The sequence below is a fragment of the Micromonospora sp. CPCC 206061 genome, assembly GCF_036906915.1.
Lineage (GTDB): Bacteria > Actinomycetota > Actinomycetes > Mycobacteriales > Micromonosporaceae > Phytohabitans.
The window spans coordinates 165,909-177,123 of sequence record NZ_JBAKHX010000001.1 but is presented as its reverse complement, the minus strand read 5'-3'; the positions used below and the strand labels follow the sequence as shown (position 1 = coordinate 177,123).

The following is an 11,215-nucleotide window of genomic DNA, read 5'->3' as shown; positions in this document are numbered from 1 at the left end:
CATGCCCGGCCGCACCGACAACGCGGTGGTCATCGCCGCGCCCATGGACCTGGTCTGGCGGCGCACCAACGACGTCGCCAACTGGCCGAGCCTGTTCACCGAGTACGCCAAAGCGGAGATCCTGCGCGACGACGGCGGCACCGTGCGGTTCCGGCTCACCACGCACCCGGACGAGCACGGCGAGCAGCACACCTGGGTCTCCGAGCGCACGCCCGACGCGGACAGCCGCACCGTGCGCGCCCGGCGGGTCGAAGCGGGGCCGCTGCTTGAGTACATGAACCTGACGTGGACCTACCGCGAGGTGGCCGACGGAGTCGAGCTGCGCTGGGTGCAGGAGTTCGCGGTGACGCCGGCCGCCCCGGTCGACGACCGGGGCGCGGAGCGCTTCCTCAACCAGCAGACCGCCGTCGAGATGGCGAACATCAAGCGGGTGCTGGAGGCGGAGGCGGCATGATCCGGGTACTGCTGCCGCTGGCCCTCATGGGCAGCGGGCTGGCCGCCGGCGGTCTGATGATCTCCGCGCTGGGCGGCGCGCCACTGCTGCTCGCCCTGTCTACAAAGGACTATATCCCGGTACACCAGTTCCTCGTCACGCGGTTCGATCCGTTCATGCCGATCGCGCTGCTGACCGGGCTGGCCGCCGACGTGGCGCTAGCCGCCACCGCACCCAATGCGGCGGCGCGTGGCCTCGCCGCCGCTGGCGCGGCACTGCTGGTTGCCGCCGTCGCGGTCTCCATCACCAAGAACGTGCCCATCAACAAGTGGGTCAGCCGGCTCGACCCGCAGCGCCCGCCCGCCGACTGGGCGGCGGTCGACCCTCGGATGCGCTGGCGCAACTGGAACCTCGTCCGCACCGCGCTGGCCGTGCTCGCCCTGCTGTGCAACGCCGCGCTGGTGTCCACCGTGGTCTGACATCGGAAGGAGTAAGACGTGAGCGACACCAAGCCCGTCTTCCGGGTGCTGCTGCGCGCGCAGATCGCCCCCGGCCAGGAGGCGGCCTTCGAGGAGGCCTGGCGCGGCGTGGGGAACGCCGTGACGGGTGACCCGGCCAACCTCGGGCAGTGGCTGCTGCGCAGCAACGACGAAGAGTCCGTGTACTACATCATCAGCGACTGGGTCGACGAGCCGAGCTTTCGGGTGTTCGAGCGCAGCGACCAGCACCTGGAGCACCGCCGGCGGTTGCACCCGTATCGCACTGGCGGCTCGATGACCACCATGACGATGGCCGTCGACCTCGCCAAGCCGCTGGCGGTAGCGGAATGAGCGCCGCCCGGGTGCTCATCTTCTACCGCGCTCCCGACGGCGACCCGGACGCGGTCGAGCGCGGCTATCACGAGGTCAGCCCGCAGATGAAGGGCACGCCCGGCCTGACACGCAACGAGCTTCTCCAGGACGTCGCCGACCCCCGGTCCTATGTGGTCTGGAGCGAGTGGGAGAGCCTGGCCGCGTTTCAGGCGTGGGAGTCCGGCCCCAACCATCGGGGCCGGACCTCGCCGCTCCGCCCGTACCAGGATCGCAGTGGCGAGCGTCCACATTACGGGGTCTTCGAGGTGAAGGCGGCGTACCAGTGAGTGTGTTGCGGTATCCGTTCGACCGGGTGGACCCGGTACAGCCGCCGGACGAGTTCACGATGCTGCGGTCCACCGCGTCTCCCGCGCTGGTGACCATGCCGACCGGCGGCCAGGCATACCTGGTGACCCGGCACGAACAGGCCAGGCTGGTGCTGTCGGACGAGCGCTTTTCCGCCAACCGCAACCGGCCCGGCGCCGCGGCCCCGGTGCCGATGGCCCGTGACGACAGCATGATGAGCGCCGACCCGCCCGAGCACACCCGGCTGCGGCGGCTGGTGAGCAAGGCGTTCACCGCACGCCGCGTCGAAGGGCTGCGGCCGCGCATCGCCGAGCTGACCACCGAGCTTCTCGACGCGATGGCGGACGCCGGGCCGCCGGCTGACCTGCGGGCCGCCCTCGCCAAGCCGCTGCCGATCCTCGTCATCGCCGAGCTGCTCGGCGTGCCCGATGTGGACCGGGACCGGCTGGCCGACTGGTCCACGCGGATGTCGGGGCTCACCGCGTACCCGCCGGAGCAGATCCGCGCGGCCCGCGACGAGTTTCGCGGATACCTGGGCGGGCTGATCACCGTCAAGCGGGCGCGGCCCGGTGACGACCTGCTCAGCGCGCTCATCGCCGCGCGCGACGAGGGCGGCCGGCTCAGCGACTCCGAGCTGGTGTCGCAGGCGCTGCTGCTGCTGTTCGCCGGGCACGAAAGCACCGGCAATCAGATCGGCAACGGCGCCGTGGCGCTGCTCAGCTCGCCGTCCCGGTACGCCGCGCTGTGCCAGGACCCGTCCACGGTGGACCCGGTGGTGGAGGAGCTGCTGCGGTACGCGCCGCCGGGTGACGGTGCGCAGCTACGGATCGCCGTCGCCGACGTGCGGCTCGGCGGTGTACTGGTGCCGGCCGGTAGCACCGTGCTGGTGGCGATCGGGGCGGCCAACCGGGACGGCGACGTGTTCGCCGACCCGGACGCGTTCGATCCGGCCCGCGCGGCCAACCAGCACCTGACGTTCGGCCATGGCATCCACTTCTGCCTCGCGGCGGCGCTCGCCCGAGCCGAGCTGCAGATCGTGTTCTGGGCGCTGTGCGCCCGCTTCCCGTCGTTGCGGCTCGCCGTGCCCGCCGGAGAGCTGCGGTGGCAGCAGGGGATGCGGCTGGCTGGCTACGAGGAGATCCCGGTGCGCTGGTGACGACGTTTCTGCGGGCGGTCGACTCGTTGGCGGTGCGCGACGGCGGGGCCGCGGCGACCGCCGTCAAGCGGATCGTGGCCGACGATCCGTACCTTGTTGGACACTTTCCGGGCGAACCCATCTATCCGGGGGTGTTTCTGGTGGAGTCGGCCAGGCAGGCGGTCGCGGGGCTGCTGGGTGGGCCCGTCACGCTGGTGGCGGTCGTGGAGGCCCGGTTCGCGGCGCCACTGCGGCCGGGCGACGTGGCGCTCCTCGACGTGAAACGGGTGCCTGAGCAGTCCCCATCCCCGGGTGTGATCAGGGCGCGCGTGGTGGCGCTGGACAGCATCGGCGCGCGGGTCGGGCACTGCGTCGTGGACGTGCGGGCGGTCCACGATGGATGACCTGCTCCGGTTGCTGCCCCACGGGTACCCGATGCGGTTGGTGGATCGGGTGGTGAGCGTGCGACCCGGTATCGAGCTGGAGGCGGTGTCCGTGATCAGCGCCCGTGAGCCGTGCTACGCCGCCGGCATTGGCCCGTACCCGGCGGTGCTCTTGCTGGAAGCCCTGATCCAGACGGCGGCCCTGCTCTGGTTGGCCGACCTCGAGGCCGACGGCCCGGCCGAGGTGCTGCTTGCCGCCGTACGCGGCGCCCGTTTCGGCGCCGCTGCCCAACCCGGCGACGTGGTGCGTCACCAGGCTGTCCTCCGCTCGGCCACCGCCCGCCGAGCGATCCTGGCCGGCCGCACGGACCTGGCGCAGCAGCGCGGAGGGGTGCCCGCGCTGGAGGTCCGGGAGATCGTGCTGGCGCGCCGCGCCACCTGACTTCAGCCGCACTCAAGCGCCACGCGATAGTGAGGCGGCACGGTATGTGGATGCGGTGGTTGCGGATGATCGCCCGAGAGTTCGTCGCGGGCTGCTCGCACGTGGGTGCGGCTTACTTCGGAGTCGGCCACGAGCTGCCCAGAAGGCCCGTGCCCAACCCCGACCCCGACCTGCCGCGAGTCGACGAGCCGCCGCCCGCCTCGCCCGAGCGTCTGGCCCGGCACGTGCCACCGACGCCGGTGGAGCGTCGTCTGTGGGCACAGCTCGGCGAGCGACCGTGACGCCAATCGGCGGCGGGGAGGCGTCCAGGGCCGCGGGTGGAGGGAGATCGAACCACGTGCGTCGGCACCCGCTCGCGGCGGGCGCCGATCAGGGAAGATTGCGTTGATCAAGGGCAAACGCACGTGGAAAAGAGATCGAACCACGTGCGTTTGCCCTTGATCGGCGGGGAGAGGGGCGGCCGGCGGGCGGCGAGGGGGCGGCCAGGGCGGCGGGCCAAGGCGGCAGCCAAGGCGGCAGCCAAGGCGGCCGCGGCGCGCGGGGCGGTGGGGTTAGATGGTTAGGACTAGTTTGCCCTTTGCGTGGTTGGCTTCTAGGTGGCGGATGGCGTCGGCGGTCTCGGTCAGGGGGTACGTGCGCTCGATGACTGGTGCCAGCGTGCCGTCCGCGACCAGCCCCGCGAGGTGCTCCAGGTCGGCGATGCTGCGCTTGGTGACGGCGACCCGCACCTTGCGCTGCCGGTGGAACGGCGCGATCGCGGCGATGGCCGCCAGTCGGGGCAGCGAGCCGAGCACGCGCCCGCCGGTGCCGCTGGACGCCACGAAGACGCCACCGGGGTTGAGCAGCCGGCGCATCCCTCCGAGCGAGTACCCGCCGGCCAGGTCGACGATGACGTCGAAGCGGGCCGCGCCCTTGGTGATGTCGTCGCGGGTGTAGTCGACGACCTCGTCGGCGCCGATGGAGCGCACCAGGTCGGCGTTGCGGGTGCTGCACACGCCGGTGACGTGCGCGCCGAGAGCCTTGGCGAGCTGTACCGTGAACGTCCCGACCCCGCCGGACGCCCCGTTGACGAGCACGGTGCGCTCCGGCCCGGCGCCGCCGAGGCGCAGCGCTTGGAGGGCGGTGGTGGCGGCGACCGGCAGCGTGGCCGCCTGCTCGAAGCTCACCCCGTCCGGTATCCGGCCCAGGTGCGCCGCCCGCGCCGCGGCGTACTCGGCGAAGCCACGCTGGTTGACCTCGCCGAACACCCGGTCGCCCACCGCCAGCTCGGTGACCTGGGCGCCGACCGCGGCCACGGTGCCGGCGATGTCGCGCCCGAGGATGTTTACCCTGGGCCGCCGGATGCCGGTGGCGAGGCGTGCGACCTTCGGGAAGCCGTGCAGCATGACGGTGTGGTCGGCGAAGTTGATGGACGAGGCGTGTACTCGTACGAGTACGTCTTCGGGGCCGATCGAAGGGGTGTCCACATCTGCGTATCGCAGCACGTCCGCGTTTCCGTATTCGTTGTAGACGATCGCCTTCATTTTCTTCACCCTTTCCGGACCTGCTTGGCGGCCTCGACGACGGCGTGCGCGAGCGTGCCGATCGAGGTGGCGACGACTCCGATGTAGACCCAGCGGTTCACGTCGCCGGACCAGCCGGCCGCGGCGATGAATTCGGGATTGAGAATCCGGTCGTTGGCGGCGAGCGCGATCAGCAGGATCGAGCACGCGATCGTGGCCAGCCCGCGGGCGATGGCGATCGGCACGTTCCACCGGCCGTAGTACCGGGCGAACGAGAAGCCGAGCGCCACGACCACCAGCGCGATAAAGCCGTAGACGACGCCGGTGTCCCACAGCCACGGCGCCAGCAGGCCGATCGGGTCGCCGTTGGCGTCTTTCTCGGTGCTCACGACGGGCGTGAGCAGGATGAGAGTGCTGAAGAGGACCGTCGCGGCGGTTTCGAGGGCGAGCTCGGTGTACTTGAGGCGGCGGCTGGGGGGCTCGGGGAGTGCGTTGGGTGTCCATGTGCGGATCTGCCAATGCTGCCCGGGGAACCGCTCGATGACGGCGAACAGCACCGTGGTCCAGAATCCGATGTGGATGGCCGCGGTGAACGTCGCGCTGAACGCGTCGGCGACCACCGTCCCGGCGTCCGCGTCGTCCATGGCACGGATGAGCGCGACCACGGCGGCGACCGCCGGCAGCACCGTCGCGAGCAGGATGGCGAGCAGGCGCGTGTAGTCCAGAAACAGCGCGGGCCCGATGAGGTGCAGCGGCCGGTCGGCGTATCCGGCGGCGAGCCGCTGCGGGTCGCCGAGCTCGGTGAGCACGGCCACCTCGGCCGCGTCGGGGTCGGTGCCGCCGTCCACGCGGTCGTCGACGGCGTCGGCGATGGAGGCGCGCAGCTCGCGCTCGATGTCGGGGCGCTGGCGGGCGGGCAGGCGGCGCAGGGCCGCGTCGACGTATCGGTCGGTGAGGGTCATGACTCGCCTTTCAGGCTGCGGAACGCGGCGTCAAGCTCGTCCCAGTCGTGGCTGAGGGTCTGCGCGAGTGCCGTGCCGTCGGCGCTGGTGCGGTAGAACTTGCGCGGCCGGGACTCGTCGGTATTCCAATCGCTGGTCAGCAGCCCCTGCTTCTCCAGGCGGCGCAGCAGCGGGTAGAGGGTGTTGGCGTCGACAGCGAAGCCGTACTTCTCGAGCAGGTCGAGCAGGGCGTACCCGTAGTTCGGCCGCTGGAGGATGAGGAGGCAGGCGAGCACGACGGTGCCTCTGCGCAGCTCCTGGAGGTGCGTGGCGAGCAGCTCATCTTCGGGCATGCATCACACGATACTGTGTGGCGCACACTATTGTAAAGGGCCACCCTGCGTGACCCTGTTCGGCGAGGCCGCGCGCGGCGGCGAGGCTGCGCCGCAGCCGGTCGAAGGCCCCGTCGAGCGGCTCGCCACGCGTGCGCCGCTTCATCTCCAGTTCGTCCACTGTGACGAACCACTGGTCGCCGAGCCGGTAGTGGTGGCTGCCCCATCCGACCGGCTGGTAGTCGAGAGGGTCATCGACGTCCCAGTGCCGGCGCCTCCAACGTCAGATCCGGCGGGGGAGCGAGCACCTCAGATCCAGCCTTCCTCCCAGGCGCGGTGGGCAGCGGCGTGCCGGGAGCTGACGCCGAGCTTGCCCATCGCCGCGGACAGGTAGTTGCGGACCGTACCGGGGGCCAGGTGGACGCGCGTGGCTATTTCGTTGACGGAGTCGCCGGTGCGGGAGGCGCGCAGCACCTCCAATTCCCGATCGGTCAGCGGGCACGCGCCCTCGGTCAGCGCGGACGCGGCGATTTCCGGGTCTACGTAACGGTTGCCGGCGGCGACGTCGCGCAGGATCTCCGCGAGCCGGCTCGCGGCCGTCGTCTTCGGCACGAAGCCGGTGACGCCGGCCGCCAACGCGCGCCGCAACACGGCCGGACGGGCGTGCCGCGTGACGAGCACGATGCGGGTCGGCAGCGCCGCGCGGATTTCCGTCGCGGCACTCAGCCCGTCGGTCGGCGGCATCTCCAGGTCGAGCACCGCGATGTCGGGCCGGTGCTCCAGCGCCAGCCGCACCGCGTCCGTGGACGTCGCCGCCTCGGCCACCACGGTGATGTCGTCTTCCAGGGCCAGCAGCGCCGCGAGGGCGCCCCGGATCAGGTCTTCGTCGTCGGCGAGCAGCAGGCGGATCATGCCGCACCCACCGGCAGGGCCGCCGCGACGACGAATCGGCCGCCGTCGTACCGCCAGCTCAGTTCGCCGCCGGCCGCCTCCAGCCGCGCCGCGAGCGTCTCCAGCCCGCTGGGCGCGCCGGGTGGTCCGGCGCCGTCGTTGCTCACGCGCAGCCGTGCGCGCTCGCCCTCGATCTGGTACTCGACGTCGGCGCGCGCCGCGCGGCTGTGGCGCAACACGTTCGTGGTCGCTTCGCGCATCACCAGTCCCAACAGGTGCCGCTTGGATTCGGAGAGCCGGTCCGGAGCCGGTGCCACGTCCATCCGGGCGTCGATGTCGGCCGCCGCGAGCACCCGCGTCGCGTTGGCAATCTCGTCTTCGAGCGTCGTGCGACGGTACCCCTGCACGAGCGCGCGGGTGTCGCGCAGCGCGTCGGCCGCGAGCCGACGCACCTCCGCCATCTCAGCGGCGGCCCGCGCCGGGTCGGCGGCGACCAGCCGCTCCGCGAGCTCGCTCTTGAGCGCGATGACTTGCAGGTGGTGGCCCTGGATGTCGTGCAGGTCAGCGGCGAACCGCAGCCGCTCGTCCGCCACCGCGAGCTCCGCCGCGACGCGGCGTGCGCGATGCAGGCGCTCCGCGACGTCCCACACCCACAGCGGACCGACAGTCACCCACGCCGTGAAGACCAGCAGACCGGCCGGAAACGCGGCCGCGTAAGGCAGCTCGCCGTCATCGGTGGCCAGGCTGACGAGCGCCCCTGGTACCGCCAGCGCGGCGGCCGCCACGGCGATGGCGATCCACTGGCGTCGCGGCGGCAGAAACGTGGCCGCGGCAGACACCACGATGGACGGTGCGACCGCCCAAAGCCCGTAGTTCCGGTCGGCGAGCACGAGGGCGCCGAGCACCGCGGCACCCGCTCCGGCCGCGGCGAGCCACCTGGCGCCGAGGTCCGCGCCCACTGTGCCCGTCAGGCGACGGCTCAGCAGGACCGTGGTCGCGCCGACAGTGACCGGCAGCGCGACGGCACCGGTGGCCCGCGCCCATCCGGGCGTCCCGGAATCGAGCAGCCACCCGCCAACGGCGAGGACCAGGACCACGGCCGCCATGCCGGCCACCGCCGACCACGTGTACCAGCGCAACCCCCGCATCTGGCCATTCTCGCAGCTCAGCCGCCCAGGCAGCGCGTGACAAATGTCAGGAGATCAGGTGTGGATACGGCACTACCGGCCGCGCTCCGGTATCGCGAGTCTGAATACCCCTGCCCCGTATTGGAGGAGAATCCCCGATGATCCGCTGGATCCTGCGGCGCTGGCCCGCCGCCGCCGCCGTCGCACTGGCTGTCCTCACCGCGGGTGGCAGCGATACATCGAGCACCGTGACCGCCATGGGCGAGATCCTGCCCATCCTGCCCTTGCTGTACGTCCTCGTGGCCAAGCTCCGCAAGCGCGCCGCGTCCTGGCCGATCCTGATCGGCGGCTCAGCCGTACTGTTCGGACTCAAGCTGCTCGACGTGGTGTCGCCGGCCGTGTTCTTCGTTCTCGTGGCCCTGCTTGTGTTCCTGTGGGGCGCGATCGACGGCGACCTGCGCCGGTCCCGCGAGCTCCAGTTGCAGGCGCTGGGCATGGTCGGCTTCGGGGTGCTCGCGCTCGTCGGGCTTGCCGTGGACCCCGACCTCGGGCGGTACATCGTGGGCGCAGGCTGGTTGCTGCACGGGATCTGGGACTTCGTCCACCTGCACCGGGACAAGACGGTCGCGCGCTCGTACGCCGAATGGTGCGGGGTCCTCGACATCCTGATCGGACTCGAACTTATGCTGCTGTGACCGCCTACTCTCGTGCCACCGGTCCATGGCCCGGCCGGGATCGACCTTGTCGTACCGGATGCTCGACGAGCCCCGCCAGGGCCGACTGCTGGACGTGGGTCGATTGATGTGGTGGCCCAGCAAACTGTTCAGGCAGCACGACGACGCCCGGCCGCCAGCGGGCAAGCCCGACCTCGAACCCGCTCTCGCGGGTAGGTGACGCCGCTGGGAAGCCGGCGGCCTGACACCTGGGAATGACGTAGGCGCGACCCCGGGGTTCCGGGATCGCGCCTCACGTCGTTCTTGCTCAGCTCATTCTGTCGTCTTCGCCTCGGCGTCCTGCTCTTCGGCGTTCTCGTCCGCGCCGTTCGCTTCTTCGGCGCCCTGCTGGTCCGCTCCGTTGTCGGCCACGCCGGCGGCCTCCTTGGCGTCGGCCAGCGCGAGGCAGGCCTGCAGCAGCGTCGCCTGGGCCGAGGTCACGGCCTCCGCGGCGGCCTCCTCGTTCTGGCCGTTCTCGTCCTCAGCGTTTTCGCCTGCAGCGTTTTCGCCTGCAGCGTTTTCGCCTGCCGCGTTCTGCTTCTCTTCGGCGGCATCCATCGCCGCGGACCACTTCTTGGCGAGGAGCTTGCGTTCCGCCCGAGCCTCCTCGGCGGTCTGCTCTTCTTCGGCGGCCTCTTCTTCGGCGGCCTGCTCGTCCTCGGCCGCCTGCCCGTCCTCGACGGCCTGTACGTCCGCCGCGAACTCGTCGCAGGAAGCCTCGAGCGCCTGAGCCGAAGCGAGGGCCGCCTCATTGGCGTCCTGCTCCTGTTCCGGGGCCAGCTCCGCGCCGTCGCAGATCACCTCTTCGCCGTTGATCTCCAACTGCTCGCACTGGGACACGTCGAACTGCTGGCCGTTCACCGTAATGAGATCGGCGGCCTTCGGGGTGGTGGTGGCGGAAGCGAGCTGTACGCCACCGATCCCGGCAGCGACCAGGACACCGCTGACAACCACGGCACCGATGACCTTGCGCCGGTGGCCCTGGATACCTTGGCTCCTGCGGTACGCACGCAATCCCATCATCACTCCTCGTAGCTGGACATCGATGCCTTGGTTGATTGCGAGTACGGCGCCCACCGGGTGCTGGTTCAACGCGGATCACGGAATGGGGCCATCCGGCGGCCTGTCGAGACAACGAAATCGCAGGTCACAGGGGCTTCCGGAAAAGCTTAGAAATACCTGACCGGGTAGCCCCGAACTATTCCAGCTCGCGGCATGAGCCACTCCGAATCATGGGGACTCACGGACAGTTACATCACAGTAGTGAGCATGGGGGAGAGTAGGGTCGGTCCGCATGGACGCCTTGCCCGAACTGCGACGGATCTGCCTCGCGTTCCCAGAGGTGACGGAGCGCCCCAGCCACGGAGCACCGACCTGGTTCGTGCGCGACAAGAAGGCGTTCGTGACGCTGTGGATCGACGGTCACCACCAGAATGACTTCCCGCACCTGTGGTGCGCCGCCCCACCTGGCGGGCAGGAGGAGCTGGTCGCGGGCGATCCGGACCGGTTCTTCCGGCCGCCGTACGTGGGTGGGCGCGGCTGGGTGGGCATCCGGCTGGACCGACCGGTCGACTGGGCGGAGCTGGCCGAGCTGTGCGAAGACGCTTACCGGGTGGTGGCGCCGCCGCGCCTCGCCGGCCAACTCGACGCGCGCGACTAATCGACGCGGACCTGGGTAGTGCTATCTGCATCGGACCTATCAAGGAGGACACGATGACGGGTACCCAGGAGACCGGTCAGGTCACCGGCACGAAGGACAAGGACTACAACATCATCTGGTTCACCGAGGCCTGCCTGGACAACGCGCTGCGCCTGGAGACCTACATCCAGGACGCCGAGCGAGACGGCGACACCGAGCTGGCCGACTTCTTCCGGCGAGCCCAGGAAGAGAGCCGGAAGGGCGCCGAAAAGGGCAAGCAGCTCCTGCGCTCACGCCTAGCCAGCTGACCAGTCACTCAGGGATCGGGTCCGCGGCGGACCGCCGGTGGTCGATGCGCAGGTCCGGTGAGGTCTCGGCGTACGCCTCTCGGGCGTCCGAGTCGTCGAGGATCGCCTCGGCCTGCGCTTCGGCGTCGTCGCTGCCGGCCGCCTGTTCCTCGGGGAGCAGGTGGTCGGCGCGCCGCTGTGTCCGGTCATCCATGCCGCTCCCGTACCCGACC

18 protein-coding genes are annotated in these 11,215 nt (G+C 70.8%); 11 read left to right on the top strand and 7 right to left on the bottom strand.

Features of this window, described 5'->3' with window-relative positions; genetic code table 11:
• Window position 1 precedes the first annotated feature (1 nt).
• Genes V6V89_RS00835 through V6V89_RS00800 form a run of 8 tightly spaced genes read left to right on the top strand, consistent with a single transcriptional unit; the run spans window position 2 to window position 3,831 of the window.
• Window positions 2–454 (top strand): SRPBCC family protein, encoded by a 453-nt coding sequence (locus V6V89_RS00835; protein ID WP_334616889.1) that lies wholly within the window; start codon window positions 2–4, stop codon window positions 452–454.
• A complete protein-coding gene (locus V6V89_RS00830) occupies window positions 451–912 on the top strand; it encodes a DUF1772 domain-containing protein (protein WP_334616888.1) in 462 nt (153 codons plus the stop codon). The genes V6V89_RS00835 and V6V89_RS00830 overlap by 4 nt, the downstream gene beginning before the upstream one ends.
• 18 nt (window positions 913–930) lie before the next feature.
• A complete protein-coding gene (locus tag V6V89_RS00825) occupies window positions 931–1,263 on the top strand; it encodes an antibiotic biosynthesis monooxygenase family protein (RefSeq protein ID WP_334616887.1) in 333 nt (110 codons plus the stop codon).
• Complete coding sequence (locus V6V89_RS00820; RefSeq protein ID WP_334616886.1) at window positions 1,260–1,571, top strand: antibiotic biosynthesis monooxygenase family protein; 312 nt, start codon at window positions 1,260–1,262, stop codon at window positions 1,569–1,571. The genes V6V89_RS00825 and V6V89_RS00820 overlap by 4 nt, the downstream gene beginning before the upstream one ends.
• Window positions 1,568–2,746: a cytochrome P450 gene (locus V6V89_RS00815; protein WP_334616885.1), complete on the top strand. Its 1,179-nt coding sequence runs from the start codon at window positions 1,568–1,570 to the stop codon at window positions 2,744–2,746. The genes V6V89_RS00820 and V6V89_RS00815 overlap by 4 nt, the downstream gene beginning before the upstream one ends.
• Complete coding sequence (locus tag V6V89_RS00810; RefSeq protein ID WP_334616884.1) at window positions 2,743–3,129, top strand: 3-hydroxyacyl-ACP dehydratase FabZ family protein; 387 nt, start codon at window positions 2,743–2,745, stop codon at window positions 3,127–3,129. The genes V6V89_RS00815 and V6V89_RS00810 overlap by 4 nt, the downstream gene beginning before the upstream one ends.
• The gene (locus V6V89_RS00805) at window positions 3,122–3,550 is read left to right on the top strand and encodes a 3-hydroxyacyl-ACP dehydratase FabZ family protein (RefSeq protein WP_334616883.1); all 429 of its coding nucleotides are present in this window, start codon (window positions 3,122–3,124) and stop codon (window positions 3,548–3,550) included. Before V6V89_RS00810 ends, V6V89_RS00805 begins: the two co-directional genes overlap by 8 nt.
• A gap of 50 nt (window positions 3,551–3,600) precedes the next feature.
• Window positions 3,601–3,831 carry a DUF6059 family protein gene (locus tag V6V89_RS00800; protein ID WP_334616881.1) on the top strand — a complete coding sequence of 77 codons (231 nt, stop codon included), beginning with the start codon at window positions 3,601–3,603 and terminating at the stop codon, window positions 3,829–3,831.
• Window positions 3,832–4,101: 270 nt separating this feature from the next.
• Here the strand turns inward: V6V89_RS00800 and V6V89_RS00795 are convergent, their stop codons facing one another.
• The 5 genes from V6V89_RS00795 to V6V89_RS00775 form a co-directional block, all read right to left on the bottom strand.
• Complete coding sequence (locus V6V89_RS00795) at window positions 4,102–5,073, bottom strand: NAD(P)-dependent alcohol dehydrogenase (protein ID WP_334616880.1); 972 nt, start codon at window positions 5,071–5,073, stop codon at window positions 4,102–4,104.
• 5 nt (window positions 5,074–5,078) lie between these two features.
• Window positions 5,079–6,014: a permease prefix domain 1-containing protein gene (locus V6V89_RS00790; RefSeq protein ID WP_334616879.1), complete on the bottom strand. Its 936-nt coding sequence runs from the start codon at window positions 6,012–6,014 to the stop codon at window positions 5,079–5,081.
• Complete coding sequence (locus V6V89_RS00785) at window positions 6,011–6,346, bottom strand: PadR family transcriptional regulator (protein WP_265251572.1); 336 nt, start codon at window positions 6,344–6,346, stop codon at window positions 6,011–6,013. Before V6V89_RS00785 ends, V6V89_RS00790 begins: the two co-directional genes overlap by 4 nt.
• A gap of 288 nt (window positions 6,347–6,634) precedes the next feature.
• Window positions 6,635–7,237, bottom strand: a complete 603-nt coding sequence (locus V6V89_RS00780) for a response regulator transcription factor (protein ID WP_334616878.1) — start codon at window positions 7,235–7,237, stop codon at window positions 6,635–6,637.
• Window positions 7,234–8,364 (bottom strand): sensor histidine kinase, encoded by a 1,131-nt coding sequence (locus V6V89_RS00775; protein ID WP_334616877.1) that lies wholly within the window; start codon window positions 8,362–8,364, stop codon window positions 7,234–7,236. The genes V6V89_RS00780 and V6V89_RS00775 overlap by 4 nt, the downstream gene beginning before the upstream one ends.
• Before the next feature lie 137 nt (window positions 8,365–8,501).
• On the opposite strand from V6V89_RS00775, the gene V6V89_RS00770 reads away from it, so the two are divergent.
• Window positions 8,502–9,038 carry a hypothetical protein gene (locus tag V6V89_RS00770; RefSeq protein WP_334616876.1) on the top strand — a complete coding sequence of 179 codons (537 nt, stop codon included), beginning with the start codon at window positions 8,502–8,504 and terminating at the stop codon, window positions 9,036–9,038.
• Between the two features lie 291 nt (window positions 9,039–9,329).
• Here V6V89_RS00770 and V6V89_RS00765 read toward each other — a convergent pair whose 3' ends face one another.
• A complete protein-coding gene (locus tag V6V89_RS00765; protein ID WP_334616874.1) occupies window positions 9,330–10,133 on the bottom strand; it encodes a hypothetical protein in 804 nt (267 codons plus the stop codon).
• A 217-nt stretch (window positions 10,134–10,350) separates the two neighbouring features.
• On the opposite strand from V6V89_RS00765, the gene V6V89_RS00760 reads away from it, so the two are divergent.
• On the top strand, window positions 10,351–10,716 hold the full coding sequence (locus V6V89_RS00760; protein WP_334616873.1) for an MmcQ/YjbR family DNA-binding protein: 366 nt from the start codon (window positions 10,351–10,353) through the stop codon (window positions 10,714–10,716).
• 53 nt (window positions 10,717–10,769) lie between these two features.
• Entirely contained in the window at window positions 10,770–11,003 is a 234-nt protein-coding gene (locus V6V89_RS00755; protein ID WP_334616872.1) for a hypothetical protein, read from the top strand.
• A gap of 4 nt (window positions 11,004–11,007) precedes the next feature.
• Here the strand turns inward: V6V89_RS00755 and V6V89_RS00750 are convergent, their stop codons facing one another.
• A complete protein-coding gene (locus V6V89_RS00750) occupies window positions 11,008–11,196 on the bottom strand; it encodes a hypothetical protein (protein WP_334616871.1) in 189 nt (62 codons plus the stop codon).
• Between the last annotated feature and the right edge of the window lie 19 nt (window positions 11,197–11,215).

Coding starts and splice junctions, on each gene's coding strand:
- V6V89_RS00820 (WP_334616886.1), top strand. CDS start 1,260: ATGAGCGCCGCCCGGGTGCTCATCTTCTACCGCGCTCCCGACGGCGAC.
- V6V89_RS00780 (WP_334616878.1), bottom strand. CDS start 7,237: ATGATCCGCCTGCTGCTCGCCGACGACGAAGACCTGATCCGGGGCGCC.
- V6V89_RS00750 (WP_334616871.1), bottom strand. CDS start 11,196: ATGGATGACCGGACACAGCGGCGCGCCGACCACCTGCTCCCCGAGGAA.
- V6V89_RS00755 (WP_334616872.1), top strand. CDS start 10,770: ATGACGGGTACCCAGGAGACCGGTCAGGTCACCGGCACGAAGGACAAG.
- V6V89_RS00760 (WP_334616873.1), top strand. CDS start 10,351: ATGGACGCCTTGCCCGAACTGCGACGGATCTGCCTCGCGTTCCCAGAG.
- V6V89_RS00775 (WP_334616877.1), bottom strand. CDS start 8,364: ATGCGGGGGTTGCGCTGGTACACGTGGTCGGCGGTGGCCGGCATGGCG.
- V6V89_RS00805 (WP_334616883.1), top strand. CDS start 3,122: ATGGATGACCTGCTCCGGTTGCTGCCCCACGGGTACCCGATGCGGTTG.
- V6V89_RS00790 (WP_334616879.1), bottom strand. CDS start 6,014: ATGACCCTCACCGACCGATACGTCGACGCGGCCCTGCGCCGCCTGCCC.
- V6V89_RS00800 (WP_334616881.1), top strand. CDS start 3,601: ATGCGGTGGTTGCGGATGATCGCCCGAGAGTTCGTCGCGGGCTGCTCG.
- V6V89_RS00785 (WP_265251572.1), bottom strand. CDS start 6,346: ATGCCCGAAGATGAGCTGCTCGCCACGCACCTCCAGGAGCTGCGCAGA.
- V6V89_RS00830 (WP_334616888.1), top strand. CDS start 451: ATGATCCGGGTACTGCTGCCGCTGGCCCTCATGGGCAGCGGGCTGGCC.
- V6V89_RS00835 (WP_334616889.1), top strand. CDS start 2: ATGCCCGGCCGCACCGACAACGCGGTGGTCATCGCCGCGCCCATGGAC.
- V6V89_RS00770 (WP_334616876.1), top strand. CDS start 8,502: ATGATCCGCTGGATCCTGCGGCGCTGGCCCGCCGCCGCCGCCGTCGCA.
- V6V89_RS00795 (WP_334616880.1), bottom strand. CDS start 5,073: ATGAAGGCGATCGTCTACAACGAATACGGAAACGCGGACGTGCTGCGA.